This window comes from Larkinella sp. C7 (assembly GCF_006149005.1).
GTDB lineage: Bacteria > Bacteroidota > Bacteroidia > Cytophagales > Spirosomataceae > Larkinella.
This window is the reverse complement of the sequence record NZ_VBSL01000029.1, coordinates 15,252-34,302: the sequence shown is the minus strand read 5'-3', so window position 1 is coordinate 34,302 and position 19,051 is coordinate 15,252. Positions and strand designations below refer to the sequence as shown.

Here is a 19,051-nt window from a genome sequence, read left to right as displayed (position 1 = left end):
ATATGATCTGCGTCAAACGCTGGTGCAAATGCACGACAGCATGGTGAAGCGTTTGCAGGTTCAGATCTAACGTATTCTGAAAGCAAGGCAAAGGTCAGCCACCTGCGGGCGGCTGACCTTTTTAGTTCGGAAGGTATGCTCAGTTTTGACTCAAACCCCATCGTATTTCTGGGAATTGGCTACGGTTTGCTCTGGCTGACCGGCGCTCTGGCAATTGGTCCGGCCTGGCTACGTCCGAATACGGTCTGGCAAAGCCGGACTTTGTTTTTGGTGCTGGCGCTGGGTTCCGTAGTGTTCATGCGGTTACCGGTGGTGGTTTTTAACCAGGAACTGAATCCCGACGAAAGTCAGATTATTGCCCAGGGACTAACGCTGAGTGTCGACCCGGTTTTCTGGCGCTCGGTCGACGGCACAACCGGTGGGCCACTGGATAGTTATTTGCTGCTGATTCCCGGCTGGCTGGGCTTCACCTTCGACTACATTGCCGCCCGCGTCACCGGCCTGCTGCTGATCCTGGCCACCCTCTGGCTGCTGTTTCGGACGCTGGAACGCTGGTTTGGCGAAAACGTGGCCCGCTGGGCTTTGCTACCCTCCCTGATTTTGCTGGCCATGACCCAGAACGCCGATCTGGTGCATTACAGCAGCGAACACCTGCCCATCTTTTTGTTGGGCCTGTTGTATTACTGGTACGCAGGTCTGCAACAGCAATCTATTCCGTCGCAAAGCCGGATTTTTCTGGTCGGACTGGTGGCCGGGATGGTTCCGTTCGGAAAACTCCAGGCGGTTCCGATGATGTTCTGCGTGGGTCTGTTCGTTGCCATCGACGTGTTCATCCGCAAAAATCTGACGGTTCGCCAAAAAACCGCCCGACTTGCCGGGCTTGTATTGGGTGGAATGAGCTTTCCGCTGGTGGTGGTGCTGCTGACCTCCCTGACGGGCGTTTTTGACGACATGATCACCTTTTACATCATCGCCAATTTCAATTACGGCGGTGGCGATGGACAAGCCTGGGCGCATTTGCTCCGCTTACCGGCTTTTTTTCGGAAAATCGAAGAATTCAACTGGTTTGTCTGGCTTTCCCTGCTTTTGGGCATCACATTTCTGGCTTTTCTGATCCGAAACCAGTTCCGACTAATCACCAACTGGAAAATCTGGGCTTTTTTGCTCCTGCTGATCGGTTTTACCTTTATTGCCATCACCCGAACCGGATCGGAATACACCCATTATCTGCTCTTTCTGATCGGCCCCATCGGTCTGCTGAACGGCTGGTTTCTGAGCGAAATCCGCCATTCCGTGCGCAACCGCCCGTGGGTCGCTCCCCGCATTGCCGCCGTCGTGCTGGCCGCAGCCTTGATTCCGTACGGTGTTCGCTACGTAAGCTGGGCTGTAAACCGCACGCCGTTCAATGCCTGCGTGCAGAATAGCCGGAAAATGCCCCAGTCGGTGGTTACCCGGAAGATTCTGGATTTTGCCCAACCCGGCGAAAAGCTGGCGGTTTGGGGCTGGATGTGCAAGTATTACGTCGAAGCGCAAATGCCGCAGGGCGTAAACGAAAACCACACCATCCGCTGCGTTTTCGACCATCCGATGCGCGACATCTACCGCAAACGCTACGTCGCGGATCTGCGTCGTTCCATGCCGCCGGTTTTTGTCGATGCCGTCGGGCAATCGCTCTGGCTGAACGACCGGGCGACGCAGGGTCACGAATCGTTCCCGGCCTTGCGGGATTTCGTGGCCGCGCATTACCGCCTGGCCGGCGATATTGACAAGACGCGCATTTACGTCCGCGCCGATCGTTACCAACAACCGATCTCAACTACCAACACCCATGTGGATTAAAAAAGGACTTATTTACAAAACCGACGGACAGCTTCCGTTTAGCCGCACCCACGCGCAGGTTCCCTTTGCTTACCCGATCAGCGACGAACGGCTGCGGGTGTATTTTGCCACCCGCGACGAAAACCGCTCCTCGTCTACCTCGTTTGTCGAACTGGACGCCAACGATCTGTCGAAAGTGCTGTATGTTCACGACAAACCGTGTCTGAGCAAAGGCGCCGTTGGCATGTTTGACGAAACCGGAGCGATGCCTTCGTGGTTTATCAAACGGGGTGACGAAATCTGGCTGTATTATACCGGCTGGAATAAAAGCGAAACCGCCTGGTACCGGCTCGGCATTGGTCTGGCCATCAGCCGCGACGGTGGCCTTACGTTTGAGCGGGCCTACGACGGGCCGTTGCTCGACCGTTCGATTTACGACCAGGTCTGGATTGCGCAGCCCTGTGTAATGGTCGAAACCGAAGCCGACGGAACGGAACGCTGGCGGATGTGGTACCTGTCGTGTACCAAAATCGAAATCATCAACGGCCACCCGGAACCATTTTACAACGTGAAATACGCCGAGTCGAAAGACGGGATTACCTGGGAACGCACGGGCATCACCTGCATCGGCTACAACGAATTTACGGACGCCATTGGTCGCCCGGCGGTGATTAAAGACGGGGATTTGTACAAAATGTATTATTCCTACCGGAGTGCCACCGACTTTCGGACCAGCGTGGAAAAGAGTTACCGCATCGGGTATGCGGAGTCGAAGGACGGGATTACCTGGGATCGGAAAGACGACCAGGCTGGTATCGAGCGGTCGGAAGACGGCTGGGATTCGTCCATGATGGATTATTGCCACCTTTTCCAGCACCAGGGCCAGTGGACGATGCTCTACAACGGCAACGGTTTTGGCGCTTCGGGCTTCGGCTACGCCGTTCAGGCAGAGGAGAATTAAGGAATTATTCCATAACGACTGACCGGCAGGCCATTCCGTAAGAAGGGTTCGTTTACTAAAATGCCACTGATTAAGTTGACATTACCAGTGAGGTAAGGTACCTTTGTCAAGATTCGTCCACATCGTTTACATTAGTTTAGTACTATTTTAACTCATTCATACCGCCATGGCATCACTCCGCGATTCATACAAGCAGGAAGGGTACGTTCTGCTGAAAAATTTTCTGGATAAGGACTTAATTACGGCCATCCACCGGGAAGGCCGCCAGATTTTTGCCTATCAGATTAAACGGACCCTCGGCGAATCGGTGGACATCGACGATCTGCCGTCGTTCGAACAGGCCATGTACCGGTTTTTTGCCGCCGATTTCACGGCCTTTGCCAATACCGGCAAACAGGTTCAGCACATGGTTTCGCTGCACCGGCTGGGTACGGATGCCCGCATTACGGACACCCTGAAAGAACTTGGGCTGGAATACCCCGTGATTGGGGTTCGGCCGGCCATGATGTTCAACAGCCGCCACCTCGCCAAGCGCGACGACTACTGGCGGTTGGGAGCGCATCAGGACTGGCGCACGGGTCAGGGATCGCTCGACAGCGTGGTCGTGTGGTTTCCGCTGGTGCCGGCCGGAGCCGATCTGGGCGCGCTTCAGATTTTACCGCAAAGCCACCGGACAGGTTTATACGACTCAACATCAGTGGATTACATCGGTACCATTCCCGACGAACTGCTGACTGACGACTGGCAACAGCTGGAGTTTGAAGTAGGCGATGTGCTGTTTTTCTCCGCGTTTCTGGTTCACCGTTCCGGAATCAACTCGACGGAATCGGTTCGCTGGTCCGTTCAACTTCGTTACAATAACTTATTGGAAAGTACATTCATCGACCGGGGCTATCCGTTAGCGTATATTTACAAGCCCCAGGCCGAGCTGATTACGCCCGATTTTCCGGCGGTGAATCAGATGAATGAAATCTTCAATTAAGATGAAGGTAAGCGTCTGTATCGTTACCTATAATCACGCCAAATTTGTTCGTCAGACGTTAGACAGCGTTCTGAGCCAGCAGACGAACTTCGATTTTGAAGTGATTGTGGGCGACGATCTATCGAAAGATAACACCCGCGAAATTCTGGCCGACTACCAGACTCGCTATCCCGACAAAATCCGGTTGCTGCTGCACCCGACCAACATGGGCAATAACGGGATGCACAATGCCCTGAGCACATTTGAAGCGGCCCGGGGGGAATACATTGCGCAAATGGACGGGGACGACTACTGGATCAGCCCGCATAAATTGCAAAAGCAGGCCGACATGCTCGACCAGCACCCCGACTATTCGTGCTGCTTCACCAACGCCAGGGTGGTGTTTGAGGACGAAAAGTACGATTCGGTTTTGCTGGTTGAAGACAAAAAACCGGTGGTGACGATGGATGATCTGATTGGTGAAGATGAGATTTTTTTCATGGCCACCTCCAGCATCATGTTTCGGAAAAATGCCATTCCGGAGTATCCGGCCTGGTATTACCAGTCCCAGAGTGGCGATATTCCGCGGAATGTGCTGCTGGCCAAAGCCGGTCCAATCGGATACATCGATGAGGTGATGTCGGTATACCGGAAAAACCTCGGCGGTGCCAGTTACGCCGATAATGAAAAGGACCGGAAGTTTCTGAACAACCGGATTCTGATGTATTCCAACATCAACCGCGAACTGGATTACAAGTATGACAAAGTACTGCGCAAAAACATCGCCCGGTATTATAAATTGATGCTGGATGCGAACCAGTATAGTGAAAGTTACTTCCGCCGGGCGGGCATCGCCCTGAAGTATCTGTACATGGGGAAGCCCAAATCGTCGATTGCCAAGGATATCATACAAAATTACATTGTGCCGGCACCGCTCATGAAAGTGTACAGTGCCATCCGGTTAATGCCTTACCGTTTAATGGATCGATCATGAAATTAAGTGTAGTTATTCCAGCTTATAACGAACAGGAATCCATTCCTGAAACGCTGCGATCGTTGTACCAAACGCTGGCCAAATACGGTATTCCGCACGAAATCTGCGTCACCAACGACAATTCCAAGGACCAGACGGCGCAGGTGCTGGAGCAATTAACGCACGAAATTCCGACCCTGGTCTATTACACGAATCCGGGGCCGAACGGTTTTGGCTACGCCGTTCGCTACGGTCTGGAACGGTTTACGGGCGACTGCGTGGCGGTTTTCATGGCCGACATGTCCGACGACCCGGAGGATCTGGTGAAGTTCTACAACAAAATGCTGGAAGGCGATTACGACTGTGTTTTTGGCAGCCGGTGGAGCAAAGGCGGCAAAGTGATCGATTATCCCGAATTGAAAAAAGTCATTAACCGGACGGCCAACTTTATCGTTCGGATCATGATGGGCATTCGCTACAACGACACCACCAACGCCTTCAAACTCTACAAGCGCGAGACGATGGAAGGACTCAAACCGTTTCTGTCTCCCCACTTCAACCTGACCGTTGAACTGCCACTGAAAGCGATGGTACGGGGCTACAACTACGCCGTGGTGCCGAATAGCTGGACGAACCGGAAATACGGCGAGTCGAAGCTCAAAATCAAGGAAATGGGAAGCCGGTATTTTTTCATTTTGCTGTACTGCCTGATCGAAAAATACCTGTCGCGGGGTGATTACCGGAAAAAAACCGCCAAGCCCGTGGCACCGGTAAGCCGGTAGTGTACATGCAGTTTCGCTGATTCGTTATGGGTACGCCGGAACAGCTTCTGGACGATAATTTCAACCGGCACATTCAGGCGCTGGCTGTCCAAATCGCCGGCATGGACGTTTGGGCCAACGACGGAATCACGGTCGTCAATGCGCAGTTACCGTCCGACACCTTCAATATTGTCCACATTCAGAACACCAGTCAGCCCAGTTTTGATACCCTGAAAACCGTGGTTGCCTACACAAAAGAGGCCGGGCTACCCTTCTGTTTCTGGCTCAGCGAAACCGCAGCCACCGAAACGACACGGGGGTATTTGCAGGAACTGGGGGCGGTTTGCGTGGGTTCTGATCCCGGAATGATCCTGGCACTGGACGCGTACCGCCCAATCGGTGATTCGAATCACGCAGCAATCAGAGTCGTCAAAACCCGGGACGAACTGGCAGACTTTGCCAGCATAATCGCCCGGAACTGGACCCCGCCGGATCAACAGGTAGAAATCTATTACCAGCGAGTCGCCCCGGCTTTGCTGAATTCGCCACAAAATGTGTTTCTGGTGTATGATTGGGAAGGCCAGCCGGTTTCCGTCCTCGAATTGTTTCCATCTGATCCTCAAACCGTTGGCATTTACAGCCTGGCCACCCTCCAGGCTTTTCGGGGCCAGGGAATTGGAACGGCACTGATGCGTCAGGCTTTAAATTACGCGAAACAGGCCGGGTATAAAACCGCACTCCTGCAGTCTTCGGAAGACGGTTTTCGGATTTATCAGAAATTCGGATTTCGGACGGTTACTATGTATTACGAATACCAGCTTGCCTAAAATACAGAGTCGGAAATGATTCCGGCAACGGCCATTACGCGTTGATGCGGGCGGTTTTGGCGGTGTCAGCGGCACTTTCCTGCTTATACCGATTTCGAACGGCTGGTAATACCGCAACAAAAAGAATCGCAACCGCGTAGAACATGTAGAAAGTGTGCAGCCAGTGAACGGCCTGAAAAATTACCATCTGGACCTGAATCCAGATAATGAGGGCAAAGGCGACATAGAGGCTGTACGTCCACGACCAATGCATATCCGGGTAAAAATTAAGCCGTTCGGCCCCGTCGAAAGTCGGTTTTTTTAGCAAGGCAAACACCAACCCAACCGGAACCAGCCCCAAAACGACGAATAAAATGATTCCCGGCACCAGAAAACTGCGAAAAGGCGAGTGATCCAGCACCGACACCGGCATGCCCATCAGTGCACCATCGGGCGAAAGCATGAAGGTCAGCCCTCCTCCCAGGGCTCCCAACCCCAGGAACGCCAGTAAAATCAGAAGAATATTGCGTGCTGTTGTCGTTTTCATACCGTGCTTTTGCGGTTTTCGTTCACCGGTCAGGGGATTTAGGAAGCTCTGCCAAAGCTAGTGGCAGGCAGGCCGTTCGGCCATGAGCAGGATCAGTAGAACCGTTGATTTGGATAATTCCTGCGGCCGGTTTTCGTGTATACATTAGCGGCTGATGAACTCACGAGAAAACCGCACGAACAACGGCCATGAATTGGTGGTCCTGAAATTGATTCATACCGTCATCTGGTTCTTTTTTGTAAGCGTTATTGGCTACATCTTGTATTGCGGATTGGCGGACGACATCACCATTTACACGGGAATTGCCATTGGACTGGTTGTTCTGGAAGGATTGACCCTGCTGCGATTTAATGGCCGCTGTCCGTTAACGCTCCTCGCCCGGAACTACTCCGATTCAGAACACGACAATTTTGACATCTTTCTGCCCGAGTGGCTGGCCCGCTACAATAAGCTGATATTTACCACCTTGTACCTCATCGGTGTCATTCTGGTTGTCTATCGGATGCTGAGTTAACCGACAAAGCGGTTTTTGTGTGTTTCCCTAAACCAAAGAAATCAGGACCGAACTGCTTTGTAAAGCTCGATCCAGCCTACGCCAACCAGCGCAGCCAGCGCACACCAGCCGAACGACGATGCCGGAATGGGAACGAAACCGAACAACGCCTGAGCCGGTGGAACCAACAACGTTACAAGCAAGAGCGCAAAAGTCAGACCCAGCATGAGCCACAACAGGCGGTTTGGCAGCCGAATGGTCTGCAACACCGACTGCGTAAACGACCGGTTTACCAGCGTCAACAGGATGTTGCTCAGCACCAGGGTCGAAAAAACCAGCGTTCGAACCAACTCCATGCTTCCCCCGGCCTGCATGGCGACGTAATAGATACCCAAAACGGCCAGCGTAATCCCCAGTCCCTGCGCAATGCTCCGTCCCAGTTCCGGCCCGGCCAGAAAAGTGTCGGTGAGCGGTCGGGGCGGCTGTTGCATCTGCCCCGCTTCGGCGGGTTCATTCTCAAACGCAATGGAACAGGTCGGTCCCATCACCAGTTCCAGAAAAATGACATGAACCGGGCTGAACAGATTTTCCCATTTCCAGTTCGCCAGTAGCGGCACCGCCACGGTCAGGATAATCGGGATGTGAATGGAAACAATGTAGGCAATAGCTTTTTTAAGGTTCTGGTAAATCCGGCGCCCCTGCGCAATGGCATCAACCATGCTGCTCAGGTCGTCGTTGACCAGCACGAGCGAGGCCGCCTGACGCGCCACTTCGGTTCCGCGTTTTCCCATGGCCACGCCAATGTGAGCCGCTTTCAGCGCCGGGCCATCGTTGACGCCGTCGCCGGTCATGGCCACCACCTCGCCGTTCTGCTTGAGAGCCTCCACCACCCGCAGTTTGGCCTCGGGAAACATCCGGGCAAAAACCGCCGTCTGGGTTACCTGCTGCCGGAGCGTCGCATCGTCCATTTCCATCACCTGCTGGCCCGTCACGAAGGTGTCAGCCGCGGGTAAACTCACCTGCCGGGCAATGGCCTGGGCGGTTTCGGGAAAATCGCCGGTGATCATCTTCACCTCAATACCGGCTTCGGTAAACGCCCGGATCACCGCAGCGGCATTCGGCTTCGGCGGGTTTTCAAGGGCAACGAGTCCCAGAAAGGTCCACGTAAAATCATCCTGTTCCGCCGGGAAATGGGGAATATCATACATTCCTTTGGCCACACCCAGAACCCGAAAACCGCCTTCCGACAACTGTTTGGTTAGCTGACGAATTCGATCAACCACCGCCGGGTTGGGTCGGCAAACGGCCAGAATGTGTTCGACGGCTCCTTTCCCCGCCACCATCAACTCGCCCGTCGGGGCCTTCCGGACGTGGGTCATCATGGGGGGCATCCCCGCCAGCGGATATTCCTGCACCATCGGGTACAGATTCACCGGTTTAGCCGGATTGGATTCGAAAAAAGCCGCCACAATGGCTTTTTCCATCGCATCGAAAGGTTCCGTTTCACTCGCCCAGCGGGCGTATTCCAGCACCTGTGCCGCCGAATCGGACAACGGGCCGGGTAGCGAAACCAGCACATCCGTTGCGCCATCGTACAATTGCCGGACGCTCATGCCGTCCTGCGTAATGGTGCCGGTTTTATCGGTGCAAATCACGGTGGCCGAACCCAGGCTCTCGACCGTCTGCGGTTGCTTGGTCAAAACGCCCATGCGACTCAGCCGAGCAGCCCCCAGCGCCATGAAACTGCTGAATGCTACCGGAATTTCTTCGGGCAAAATCGACATAGCCAGCGTCAGGCTGAACAACAAAGCCGTCACCCAGTCGCCGGAGCGGGCGAAATTGATGGCCCACACCAGGGCGAATGCTCCCCCGCCAATCCAGGCCATGCGGATGACAAACCGGTTGATCTGCCGTTGTAGGGGCGTTGTTTCGGTCAGAATGGTGCCGATGCTTCGCCCGATGCGTCCGAGTTCGGTTTGGCTGCCAACCGCCGTAACGGTTAGCCACGCACTGCCGGATGCCGTGTTGGTACCGGCAAAAACCGGATCGCCGGGCATTTTGGCAACGGCAACCGATTCGCCGGTCAGGATGGATTCGTCCACCGAAAAATCGTTGGTTTCGTAAATTTGACCGTCGGCGGGGATGCTTTCGCCCTCTTCGACCAGCACCGCATCGCCCACGACGATGTCTTCCACCGGAATCGTGGTCAATATCCCATTGCGCCGAACCTGCGCTTTGGGCTGGGTCAAGTCCCGCAAAGCCCCCAACGCCTGGTCGCTGCGAACGGATTGATAGACCGAAATACCGGCCACCAGAAAAAGGGCCACGATCAGCGTGATGCCTTCCTCCAGCCGACCAATCCCAAAATAAATCGTACAGGCTACAACCAGCAGGATAAACATGGGTTCGGTAGCAACTTCCCGGACCGTTGCGAACAAGCCCGAACGGTTGACCGTCGTAAGGACATTTCGCCCCTGTTCAGCGCGTGATTGGGCAATGGCGTCGTCTGTAAGTCCCTGCAAAGGTTGGAGCGTGGTCGGCATCTTTTCGGCTGGAAAGGAAAGGCGAAGTAAACGAATGGGTGGAAAGATACGATCTTGTCGTGGATAACCGAGTGATGCAGAACAGTCTGGTTGCTGACGATGGTCATCGCGAATTAGCGGATTCCGTTTTGTGATTTTTTAACAAATGACTGCCGAATGGTTTCGTTAGGTTTGCTGCCACACCCGCCAACCATGAAAAAACCGTCTATCCGTACGTTACACGAACTGCAATTGCTGCCCCAACAACCGGGTGACAGAAGCATTCTGGGCTTTTTTGGAAAAACACGAACGTATGGGGGCCGGGATGCACTCGAACTCCTCCTGGCTTCGCCCTGTGTTACGCTACCCGAGGTCAGGGAGCGACAGGCTCTTTTCCAGTTCGTAGTCCGGCATCTGAAGCCGCTTACCATCGACGTCGCCCATGCGTATATACTGGCCGCCGAAAACCACCTCATCAGCAACCTGGCCTGGAGTTCGGCGACGGGCTGGCTGAAACGGCAACAGCGAGCCTGGTGGTTTTCCCGCTTTCATCCGCACGATTTCAACCGGCTGCGGGGCGGAACGGCTGCGATTCAGCTTGTTTTGCGGGCTATCGAAGAAAAAACCGGGTGGCTTAGCACGGTAAAGCAGCTTCCGGCTCCTCTCCACACGATTTTAGATACGCTGAATACTTTTTTTGACGATCCGGCCATCCAAATGGCCCTTCGTAATTCGAATCATCCGGTGGCGGTTCTGCAAGCCGACTTTATCCTCAGGCACCAAAAGAACGACGCTGTCCGGGTTGTGTTCGACGCTTTGTATCAATTGGATGCTTATTGTACCCTCGCCCATTTTACACAAACCGCAGGCTGGGTTTACCCTCAGTTTATCGATGCTGAACGAGCGATCTTTCAGGTTACCGGACTGGCACATCCCCTGCTCGATGCATCTACTGCCATCGTCAACGACTTTTGCCTGTCGGCTCCCGGCTGCCTGTCTTTGGTGACGGGGGGAAATATGAGTGGAAAAACCACCTTTCTGAAAGCATGCGGAATTGTCGTTTATCTGGCTCATGTCGGTCTGGCGGTACCGGCCCAATCGTTGCGAATCAGTTTTTTCGACGGTTTATTCACCAGCATTCACCTCAGCGATAACCTGGAACTGGGGCATAGTCATTTTTACAGTGAACTGATGGGCATCAAAGCCGTAGCCGATGCGATAGCTGATCACCAGACGGTTTTCGTCATCGCTGATGAGCTGTTTCGGGGAACGAACCCGAAAGATGCGCTGGCGTGTTCGCGGCAGGTGATCGATGCGTTCATCCGGCAGCGCGGCAGTTTGTTCCTGGTCTCGTCACACCTCCCGGAAATCAGTGCGACGTATCGAACGAACGACACCGTGCAATTAAACTGCTTCAGAACGGAGATCATCGACGGAAAACTAGTGTGCCGCCACCAGATAGAACCGGGCCTGGCGGCCGAGCAAACCGGTCTGGTTTTGCTGGCGCAAACGGGGATTCTAAATGGGTTGACTTAGTTCAACCGTTTGTTAGATTGCTACGCGACCAAATAAGAGCGAGATAGCCTATTTCCTACAAACATCAGGTCGCTATGCGACCAAAAACAAGTCATCATCAAGTTACCAACGGAAGCCTGAAAACCACCATTTGTAGCCTCAAAGTAACTCGTTAGAAACTGGCACTACCGACAGCGTCATCCCAAAGCTATTTTTGTAACCGCTGCTGCCAGCCGACCCGGTTTACGGGCACGATGAGCAACAGCCGCGTTACACACTACAAACAGAAAACAACACAATGAATCAGAAAACATCAGCCGCTTTTGTCGGCGCATCATGGGTTGCACTCGGCACCGGCATGATTGGGTATCTAATCGGGCTTTGGCGCTCCGAAATGCTCTTAAACGAAAAAGGATTCTACTTTACCGTCCTGATGATGGGCCTTTTCTCCGTTGTATCGTTGCAGAAAAGCGTCCGGGATCGGCTGGAAGGGTATCCGGTGACGGATATTTATTACGGACTCTGCTGGTTTTCAACGCTCCTCGCCATTACGCTGTTGACCATCGGCCTGTGGAACGCGACGCTGTTGCCGAGTGAAAAAGGATTTTACGCATTTGCCTTCATGCTCGGTTTATTCGGAGCCATCGCCGTCCAGAAAAACACCCGCGATAACCAGGAATTTGCGAAGAAAGATTGACTTGGTGGTGAATAAGCCTGGTAGGAACGGTTTTTAGAAATCAGAAAAACCGGCTTTTCCTTTTGTCGATTCCTTTCCGATTTGAGTATCAAACCCGATTGACCGGTTGAGCGATTCAGCTGGTCGCGGGTATTTTACGTTTCACGGAGTTTTGCAACCTTTGTGAGGCAATCCGGGTCTTCAATCGAACCAACCAGGAATCCGGTTTTACGATGAAACGCTTTCTTTCACAGCCTTTGCTGCTGCTACTGACGATCTTCCTTTCCTGCAAAGAGAAAGCGGTCGATCCGACCAAACGCGTACGACCCGTCACGTTGCAGATTGTCGTATCAGGCGCTTTCTATAACCTGAGTTGGGAACCCAATCGGGTGGTTTGCATTACATCGCCCTGCCCCGATATTGCCGACGTAGAAGCCCAGGAATATGCCGTTCAGATTGCCAAAAGTGAGTTAGGGACGTTTCAAACGTACCGGATTCTCGACGCTGACGAAAAATCAATCCGGATTCCGGCTTCGGAGATGGGCGAGCAAATCGTGGCCCGCATTGTCTCGAAAAACGAAGGGGCGCCCCCCGCGAACTCCAATCTGGTTATGGCCAGTACGGCGTTTCTTTCGCAATCGGCTTACTATCCTGGATTTGGCTTTTTAGAAGACGTCTTCGGGGGCGATGTAACCCCGGATGGCGCGAAAGCAACGTACACCGGATTGATTCAGGAAACCCCCGGTACGCATGTCACTCCGCTGTATGTGGCTACCCTGCAAAATGAGCAGCCAATCACTAAAAAACTCGTAAACCGCCAGGGTGCGGGAGCCTCATTTTCGCCGGATGGCAAACAGTTGGCTTACCCTTCCAGAACGGAGAATGGAATCATTGTGTATGATTTGGTGGCTGAGACGAGCCGGACCCTTCCCGTTACGGATGCGAGCCGGATTGGGTCGATAGCCTGGTCGCCCGATGGCCAATGGCTGGCGTACGCGACAGTTTCCAACGAAGAATCCCGCCTGTGGAAAATAGCGACGTCGGGTGGCTCCGCGACGGCCCTCACCCCGGTTTTGCCCGTTCGTGAATCGAATTACATCCGGCAAAGCGCCCTGGACTGGTCGCCCGATGGCCAGTTTATCGCCGTATCCCGCGCCCGCAACGCCAATGCCAACGACCAGTGGCGGGCGACGGTTTCGCTGTACTCACCCGACGGACGTGGCGAAATGAGCTATTTCGAAACGCAACCCGGCTGGATCGATACCCATCCGTCGTTTTCGCCCGACGGAAAAATGCTGGCTTTCCTGAGTTCACGGACCGACTATCTCGGGAAATCGTACAGCCTCTGGGTTCGGGATCTGAAAACGGGCCAGGTTCGACAAATCAAGCTGCTGCCGGGTCTGAACCCATCGGAGGACTTTGCACCGCGCTGGGTTGGCAATGAGCGGTTGATTTTTAGTGCAGTTGTGCAGGGCAAGAAAGGGTATTATTCCGTGTTTTTGTGAGAGCTGCCGCCCCCCCCATTCCCCTCACTTCCTCAAAAGCCCATTTCCGCCAAAGCGGCTGAATAATTCCGGCAATTCGTAGATCGCCAGCGTAAACACAATGCCCCAGAATAAGGCACTGATCAGCATGTAACTGAAAATCAGCGAACGGCTTACTTTAAACGAAACCGCCAGGATCGTTCCACCGATGGGCGTCAACAGCAGGGGCGTCAGGAAGGCAATGCCCATCATCCCGGCGCGTTTCCAAATCTTTACCGCCAGCCGCGTCCTGGAGGTAAATCGTTTGGGAGCCGAACGCCGAAACCGGGCCATCAGGAGTTGCAGGGCCGTTCCGGCATACGTCACCAACACCACGCTGGCCATCATCCCGACCACCGTAAACAGCCAGGTTTCCGGCCACGTCAGACCCACCGCGACGCCGGTTACGGGGCCGCCAACAAACTTCAACATGCTGGCTACTAAAACCGATAAATACTTTGCAATTTCCATAAGGGAACCAACCGGACTAAATTTCGTTAAAATTAACAGCATTAACGACTAAAAGGTTACGGTATGCCGGTTCTCCGACATTCTTCTTACCCCGGAGCACCCCGGTATTTGATCAATGGTCATTTTGAGACCATTATTCCCAGCATCCTCCGCAAAGTGGAAGGCGTGGTCTATGAACGGGAACGGCTCACACTGGCCGACGGCGACTTCGTGGATCTCGACTGGATCGACCGGAGAAGTGATAAAATGGTCATCATGACCCACGGGCTGGAGGGCGATTCCAACCGCCATTATATCAAAGCAACGGCCAAACTTTTTGTCCGGCAGGGCTGGGATGTGCTGGCCTGGAATTGCCGCTCGTGCAGTGGCGAAATGAACCGGGCGTTCCGGCTCTACAACCACGGCGAAATTGGCGACATCGCCGAAGTGATCGCCCACGCGCTGCGAACCAGATCGTACCGCGAAGTGGCGCTCGTGGGCTACAGCATGGGCGGAAACATTGTGCTTAAATACGCGGGGGTTCACGGCAGGCAGTTGCCCGACGTCATCCGGAAAGTCGTGGCGGTTTCGTCACCGACGGACCTGGAAGCCAGTGCCAAACAGCTCGATCTGCCCCGAAACCGGTTTTACCGCAATCGGTTTATGAAGAAACTGATCATTAAAATGCAGCAGAAGGCCGACCTCTTTCCGGGAAAACTCGACATGACCAAGCTGGACCAGGTGCGGCTCTGGCGTGATTTTGACCACCATTTTTCGGCTCCGGTGAACGGCTACCGCGATGCGGATGATTTCTATACGCAGGCTTCGGCGGTCAACTACATGGCCGACATTGCCGTTCCGACGCTGCTCGTCAACGCCCAGAACGACCCGCTGCTGTCGCCCGAATGTTCGCCCGCGTGGCTGGCCGAAAAACACCCGCATCTTTACCTCGAAACGCCCAAAACCGGCGGTCACGTGGGCTTTGCCGTTCGTGGGGATGAATTCTCGTGGGCCGAACGCCGGGCACTGGCGTTTGTGATTGGCTCTGTTTAGGAAAAAAATAAAGAATGATAACTATCAAATGATAAATGGTAAATATAAAAATCTTTCCAATGCGGCACTTTTACATTTATCATTTATCATTCGATATTTATCATTCTACGAAGCCCATTTTCCCCGTATCTTTCAGCGTCATTTCCCCCCTTTGCCCATGAACCTCGTTTACGCTGACGCCTATACCCTGAATCCCGGCGACCTCGACTGGACGCCCCTCCAATCCCTCGGCAACGTTACGCTGTATGACCGCACCGCGCCCGACCAACTGATCGAGCGACTGAAAGACGCCGATATGGTGCTGGTCAACAAAGTGAAAATGAACCGCGAGACGCTGGAACAGCTTCCGAAACTGCGGTACATCGGCGTGACGGCCACCGGCTACGACATCATCGACGTCAAAGCCGCCCGGGAGCACGACATTGTGGTGACAAACGTGAAAGGCTACGGCTCACCATCGGTGGCTCAGTTGACCATCGCACTGCTGCTCGAACTCACCAACCGGGTGGGCTTACATGCCGACAGTGTGCGGGCGGGCGACTGGACCCGGAATCCGGATTTCTGCTACTGGAAAACGCCCCTGGTCGAACTGGCCGGCAAAACGCTGGGCATCGTCGGTTTTGGTGACATCGGAAAAAGCGTGGCCTCCATTGGCCAGGCTTTTGGCATGAATATTCTCGTCAACCGCCGTCACACCGATGAGGAGCCCCCAGCCGGTATTCGCTACGTTGATCAGACGACGCTTTTTGCCGAAAGTGATGTGGTGTCGCTGCACTGCCCGGTCACCGACGAAAACCGGGCTTTTGTCAACCGTGAACTGCTGAGCCAAATGAAGCCAACGGCATTTCTGATCAACACCAGCCGGGGTGCCCTCATCAACGAACCCGATCTGGCCGAAGCCCTCAACCAAGATCGGCTGGCGGGGGCCGGGCTCGACGTCGTGTCGGTAGAACCCCCTTCAGCGGGCAATCCCCTGTTTTCGGCCCGGAATTGTATCGTTACCCCCCACCAGGCCTGGGCCACGCTGGAATCACGTCAGCGGCTTTTGCACGAAACCGCCGAAAACATTCGGGCCTTTTTTGCCGGAAAACCGCGAAACGTTGTGAATTAAACCACCCAGACTCCTTCCTCTTTTCTTCGCCCCGCAACGCTTTGCGGGGCTTTTTGGTCTTATATAATATACCGTTCCGTCAGTTTCGGTAACTTATAGACTCGAAACTTCGTATATTTTCGATTCATAAGAATACACACCCTATTCCGTCAGCAAGTTTTTATGCTTCAACCTTCTACGAAACTGTATTATGACCGTGTTGTTGGGTCGGTTCACGCCAGGTGTTCCGGCATTTCGGTGGCTTTGGGTTGCCGTTTGTAGTCTGTTCCTGAACTTTTGTCTGCTGCCGGATGGCTTCGGGAAACACATTTATGGGGGCGATATGAGTCTGCGGGCAACGACCCGTACCAATTACTACACGCTGACGCTCACCTTGTATCTGGATCAGGCCAACTCCACGCCCGACACCTACGAACGCGAGATTATCCTCTACATTTTTCGGAAAAGCGATCACGTCCGCATCAATACCGCAACCGTCCGGCAAACCGGTTCCCAGCGGGTTCGGTACGACAACCAGGCCTGCGCCGATCTGCGCAACCTGAGTGTACTGGGCATGAACTACAGCACCGACGTTTACCTGAATCCGGCCACCTACAATGACCCCGGCGGTTATTACGTCGTCTGGGATCGCTGTTGCCGCAGTGCCGACATCAGCAACATCCAGAACCCCGGGGGCGAAGGCATGGTGTTTTACATGGAGTTTCCGGCCATCGTACGCAGCGGTTCCGCCTTCCTCGACTCCAGCCCGGCGTTCAACTTTCCCAACGGCGAATACATCTGCGTTGGCAAACCGTTTAAACTGGATTTCAGCGCCACCGACGCCGACGGCGATCAACTCCGCTACTCGCTGGTAACGCCACTGGCCGGTTACACCGACAATACCCCCCAAAATACCGTTGGCGACGGGCGTTCGCACACGACCTATCCGGAAGTAAACTGGTCGCCGGGCTACAGTGCCGCCAGTTCCATCCCCGGAAACCCGGCCTTGAAAATTGACCCGCAAACCGGCCAGTTGAGCGTAACCGCCAGCCAAACGGGGTTATTTATTTTTGCGGTTTTGTGCGAAGAATACCGCAATGGTGTCCGGATTGGTGCCGTTCGGCGCGAGTTTCAGATGCCGGTGGTCGATTGCGGCAACAACACGCCACCCCCGCCCATCATCAGTTACCGAAACGTTGAAACGCTGGATTTGCCTTTTTGCGAAGGGGCCACCGCCCTGCTTTCGACCGAAACGAACCCACTCTGGTCGTATCAGTGGCAACGCAACGGCTCCAACATTCCGGGGGCCACCGCCCCCACACTGACCGTCACGGAAGCCGGCGATTATGCGGTTGTGAAGAGTTTTGCCACCACCTGCGGCAACGACACCACGTCAAAAATCACCCGGGCCAGGATTTTGCCTCCGCCCGCAGCCAAAATTACAGCGGATCAGGAGCTACCCCTCTGTGAAGGGACATCGCTGGTGCTGTCGGTTCCGCAGGAGAACGCGGTGACGTACCAATGGACCGCAGACGGTACGGTTTTGCCGGGAGCCACCGGCACCTCACTCACCGTCACCAAAACCGGTTTGTACGGCGTTAGGGCCACGTCTTCGATGGAATGCACCAACCGCGACAGTCTCTCGGTTGTCGTCAATCCGAATCCCAAAGCAACACTGACCAGTTCGGCGTCGGCGATTTGCCAGGATAATGAAGTCCGGCTGGATGCCACTGTCGGGAGCCAGTATCAATACGAATGGTACTTCAATACAGCCTCGCTTAATGCGAGTAATGCCGCCACCCGGCTGGTCGGACAAGGGGGCACCTATCAGGTTCGGATCACGGACGGCAATGGTTGTCAGGCCCTTTCAGCCCCCTTGACTTTGGCGGTTATTCCGCGTCCGGCCATGCAGTTTGACAGCCTGGCTCCCGTGTGTGCGACCCGTTCCGAACCGCTGCTGCTGGTGGCCAGCCCGGCGGGTGGGAGCTTTTCGGGGCCGGGGGTAACGGGTAGTCAGTTCGATCCCGGCAAAGCCGGAGCCGGTCTGCATACCATTACCTACACCTATGCCGGAACCTCGCCCTGCCCGGTTACGATCACCCGGCAAATCCGGGTTGAACCACCCGCCGATGTGAACCTGCCGGAACGCGTAAGTGTGCTCATGGGCAGTACGGTTACGTTAAAGCCTACCATCAAAGGGCAAACCAATGGTTTTCTGTGGGAGCCGCCCGAAAGTCTGTCGGACCCCACCAGCCTGAATCCGGAGGCCAGTCCGACGGCTCCAACCACTTACAAACTGACGGTTTCCGCCCCCGGCGATTGTCGGACGGAGAAAAGTGTGCTGGTCGATGTGCTGAAACGGATGTTCATTGCGGACGCTTTTTCGCCCAACAACGACGGCATCAACGACGCGTTTGAAATCCGCAATACCGATCAGTTTCCCGATTGCGAAATCACGATTTACAACCGCTGGGGTGAGGTGGTTTTTCATTCGAAAGGCTATGACAAACCGTGGGATGGCACCTACCGCAGCCAGAAGGTTCAGGCGGGGAGTTACCATTACCTGATCAAAACCAACCAGCCTTTGCTCCCGGAATACCGGGGGGCGGTTTTGGTAACGTATTGATTCGCTTCCCTATTCGTTCTGGTCAATTTATATACCATCGAATCAGCTTGATCTAAAGGATTGGATTTGTAGCTTTTTACCCCGGAGGGGTATTCTGTAAATAGAAACAGCCGGCAAATCCGTATTCCAAGCCCCGGCAGGAGCGTCCTGATAAAACGTAGTACGCATGCCATCGAATCAGCTTGATCTAAAGGATTGGATTTGTAGCTTTTTACCCCGGAGGGGTATTCTGTAAATAGAAACAGCCGGCAAATCCGTATTCCAAGCCCCGGCAGG

16 protein-coding genes are annotated in these 19,051 nt (G+C 54.3%); 13 read left to right on the top strand and 3 right to left on the bottom strand.

Annotated elements, in window-relative coordinates:
* Nucleotides 1-135 precede the first annotated feature (135 nt).
* From FH871_RS30820 to FH871_RS30795, 6 genes are all read left to right on the top strand, one after another.
* Nucleotides 136-1,839, top strand: a complete 1,704-nt coding sequence (locus tag FH871_RS30820; RefSeq protein WP_138995169.1) for a hypothetical protein — start codon at nt 136-138, stop codon at nt 1,837-1,839.
* Nucleotides 1,829-2,779, top strand: a complete 951-nt coding sequence (locus FH871_RS30815; RefSeq protein WP_138995168.1) for a hypothetical protein — start codon at nt 1,829-1,831, stop codon at nt 2,777-2,779. The genes FH871_RS30820 and FH871_RS30815 overlap by 11 nt, the downstream gene beginning before the upstream one ends.
* A 166-nt stretch (nt 2,780-2,945) precedes the next feature.
* Nucleotides 2,946-3,761 (top strand): phytanoyl-CoA dioxygenase family protein, encoded by an 816-nt coding sequence (locus tag FH871_RS30810; protein ID WP_114404366.1) that lies wholly within the window; start codon nt 2,946-2,948, stop codon nt 3,759-3,761.
* Entirely contained in the window at nt 3,745-4,734 is a 990-nt protein-coding gene (locus FH871_RS30805; protein ID WP_229317725.1) for a glycosyltransferase family A protein, read from the top strand. The genes FH871_RS30810 and FH871_RS30805 overlap by 17 nt, the downstream gene beginning before the upstream one ends.
* Entirely contained in the window at nt 4,731-5,495 is a 765-nt protein-coding gene (locus tag FH871_RS30800; protein ID WP_138995167.1) for a glycosyltransferase family 2 protein, read from the top strand. Before FH871_RS30805 ends, FH871_RS30800 begins: the two co-directional genes overlap by 4 nt.
* A gap of 26 nt (nt 5,496-5,521) precedes the next feature.
* A complete protein-coding gene (locus tag FH871_RS30795) occupies nt 5,522-6,301 on the top strand; it encodes a GNAT family N-acetyltransferase (RefSeq protein ID WP_138995166.1) in 780 nt (259 codons plus the stop codon).
* Between the two features lie 34 nt (nt 6,302-6,335).
* On the opposite strand, the gene FH871_RS30790 is transcribed toward FH871_RS30795, so the two are convergent.
* A complete protein-coding gene (locus tag FH871_RS30790; RefSeq protein ID WP_138995165.1) occupies nt 6,336-6,827 on the bottom strand; it encodes a hypothetical protein in 492 nt (163 codons plus the stop codon).
* A gap of 154 nt (nt 6,828-6,981) precedes the next feature.
* Here FH871_RS30790 and FH871_RS30785 point away from each other — a divergent pair, with 154 nt between their 5' ends.
* Complete coding sequence (locus tag FH871_RS30785) at nt 6,982-7,341, top strand: hypothetical protein (protein ID WP_138995164.1); 360 nt, start codon at nt 6,982-6,984, stop codon at nt 7,339-7,341.
* A 41-nt stretch (nt 7,342-7,382) separates the two neighbouring features.
* Here FH871_RS30785 and FH871_RS30780 read toward each other — a convergent pair whose 3' ends face one another.
* A complete protein-coding gene (locus tag FH871_RS30780) occupies nt 7,383-9,863 on the bottom strand; it encodes a cation-translocating P-type ATPase (RefSeq protein ID WP_138995163.1) in 2,481 nt (826 codons plus the stop codon).
* A 192-nt stretch (nt 9,864-10,055) separates the two neighbouring features.
* Here FH871_RS30780 and FH871_RS30775 point away from each other — a divergent pair, with 192 nt between their 5' ends.
* The 3 genes from FH871_RS30775 (at nt 10,056) to FH871_RS30765 (ending at nt 13,538) form a co-directional block, all read left to right on the top strand.
* A complete protein-coding gene (locus FH871_RS30775) occupies nt 10,056-11,378 on the top strand; it encodes a hypothetical protein (RefSeq protein ID WP_171063014.1) in 1,323 nt (440 codons plus the stop codon).
* Nucleotides 11,379-11,655: 277 nt separating this feature from the next.
* Entirely contained in the window at nt 11,656-12,054 is a 399-nt protein-coding gene (gene yiaA / locus FH871_RS30770; RefSeq protein WP_114404373.1) for an inner membrane protein YiaA, read from the top strand.
* 212 nt (nt 12,055-12,266) lie between these two features.
* Nucleotides 12,267-13,538: a PD40 domain-containing protein gene (locus FH871_RS30765; protein WP_138995161.1), complete on the top strand. Its 1,272-nt coding sequence runs from the start codon at nt 12,267-12,269 to the stop codon at nt 13,536-13,538.
* Between the two features lie 24 nt (nt 13,539-13,562).
* Here the strand turns inward: FH871_RS30765 and FH871_RS30760 are convergent, their stop codons facing one another.
* Nucleotides 13,563-14,027 carry a hypothetical protein gene (locus FH871_RS30760; protein ID WP_138995160.1) on the bottom strand — a complete coding sequence of 155 codons (465 nt, stop codon included), beginning with the start codon at nt 14,025-14,027 and terminating at the stop codon, nt 13,563-13,565.
* A 63-nt stretch (nt 14,028-14,090) separates the two neighbouring features.
* On the opposite strand from FH871_RS30760, the gene FH871_RS30755 reads away from it, so the two are divergent.
* The 3 genes from FH871_RS30755 to FH871_RS30745 all read left to right on the top strand — a co-directional run bounded on the left by FH871_RS30755 (nt 14,091) and on the right by FH871_RS30745 (nt 18,775).
* Nucleotides 14,091-15,059, top strand: a complete 969-nt coding sequence (locus FH871_RS30755; RefSeq protein ID WP_138995159.1) for a YheT family hydrolase — start codon at nt 14,091-14,093, stop codon at nt 15,057-15,059.
* A gap of 157 nt (nt 15,060-15,216) precedes the next feature.
* Nucleotides 15,217-16,170, top strand: coding sequence for a D-2-hydroxyacid dehydrogenase (locus FH871_RS30750; RefSeq protein ID WP_138995158.1), 954 nt, complete (start codon nt 15,217-15,219; stop codon nt 16,168-16,170).
* A 190-nt stretch (nt 16,171-16,360) separates the two neighbouring features.
* Nucleotides 16,361-18,775, top strand: a complete 2,415-nt coding sequence (locus FH871_RS30745) for a gliding motility-associated C-terminal domain-containing protein (RefSeq protein ID WP_138995157.1) — start codon at nt 16,361-16,363, stop codon at nt 18,773-18,775.
* The last annotated feature ends 276 nt before the right edge of the window (nt 18,776-19,051 follow it).

Excerpts from the sequence above, each read along its gene's own strand:
- FH871_RS30775 (WP_171063014.1), top strand. The coding sequence starts at position 10,056 with ATGAAAAAACCGTCTATCCGTACGTTACACGAACTGCAATTGCTGCCC.
- FH871_RS30795 (WP_138995166.1), top strand. The coding sequence starts at position 5,522 with ATGGGTACGCCGGAACAGCTTCTGGACGATAATTTCAACCGGCACATT.
- FH871_RS30765 (WP_138995161.1), top strand. The coding sequence starts at position 12,267 with ATGAAACGCTTTCTTTCACAGCCTTTGCTGCTGCTACTGACGATCTTC.
- FH871_RS30810 (WP_114404366.1), top strand. The coding sequence starts at position 2,946 with ATGGCATCACTCCGCGATTCATACAAGCAGGAAGGGTACGTTCTGCTG.
- FH871_RS30780 (WP_138995163.1), bottom strand. The coding sequence starts at position 9,863 with ATGCCGACCACGCTCCAACCTTTGCAGGGACTTACAGACGACGCCATT.
- FH871_RS30820 (WP_138995169.1), top strand. The coding sequence starts at position 136 with ATGCTCAGTTTTGACTCAAACCCCATCGTATTTCTGGGAATTGGCTAC.
- FH871_RS30755 (WP_138995159.1), top strand. The coding sequence starts at position 14,091 with ATGCCGGTTCTCCGACATTCTTCTTACCCCGGAGCACCCCGGTATTTG.
- FH871_RS30785 (WP_138995164.1), top strand. The coding sequence starts at position 6,982 with ATGAACTCACGAGAAAACCGCACGAACAACGGCCATGAATTGGTGGTC.
- FH871_RS30790 (WP_138995165.1), bottom strand. The coding sequence starts at position 6,827 with ATGAAAACGACAACAGCACGCAATATTCTTCTGATTTTACTGGCGTTC.
- yiaA (WP_114404373.1), top strand. The coding sequence starts at position 11,656 with ATGAATCAGAAAACATCAGCCGCTTTTGTCGGCGCATCATGGGTTGCA.
- FH871_RS30750 (WP_138995158.1), top strand. The coding sequence starts at position 15,217 with ATGAACCTCGTTTACGCTGACGCCTATACCCTGAATCCCGGCGACCTC.
- FH871_RS30760 (WP_138995160.1), bottom strand. The coding sequence starts at position 14,027 with ATGGAAATTGCAAAGTATTTATCGGTTTTAGTAGCCAGCATGTTGAAG.
- FH871_RS30800 (WP_138995167.1), top strand. The coding sequence starts at position 4,731 with ATGAAATTAAGTGTAGTTATTCCAGCTTATAACGAACAGGAATCCATT.
- FH871_RS30815 (WP_138995168.1), top strand. The coding sequence starts at position 1,829 with ATGTGGATTAAAAAAGGACTTATTTACAAAACCGACGGACAGCTTCCG.
- FH871_RS30745 (WP_138995157.1), top strand. The coding sequence starts at position 16,361 with ATGACCGTGTTGTTGGGTCGGTTCACGCCAGGTGTTCCGGCATTTCGG.
- FH871_RS30805 (WP_229317725.1), top strand. The coding sequence starts at position 3,745 with ATGAAATCTTCAATTAAGATGAAGGTAAGCGTCTGTATCGTTACCTAT.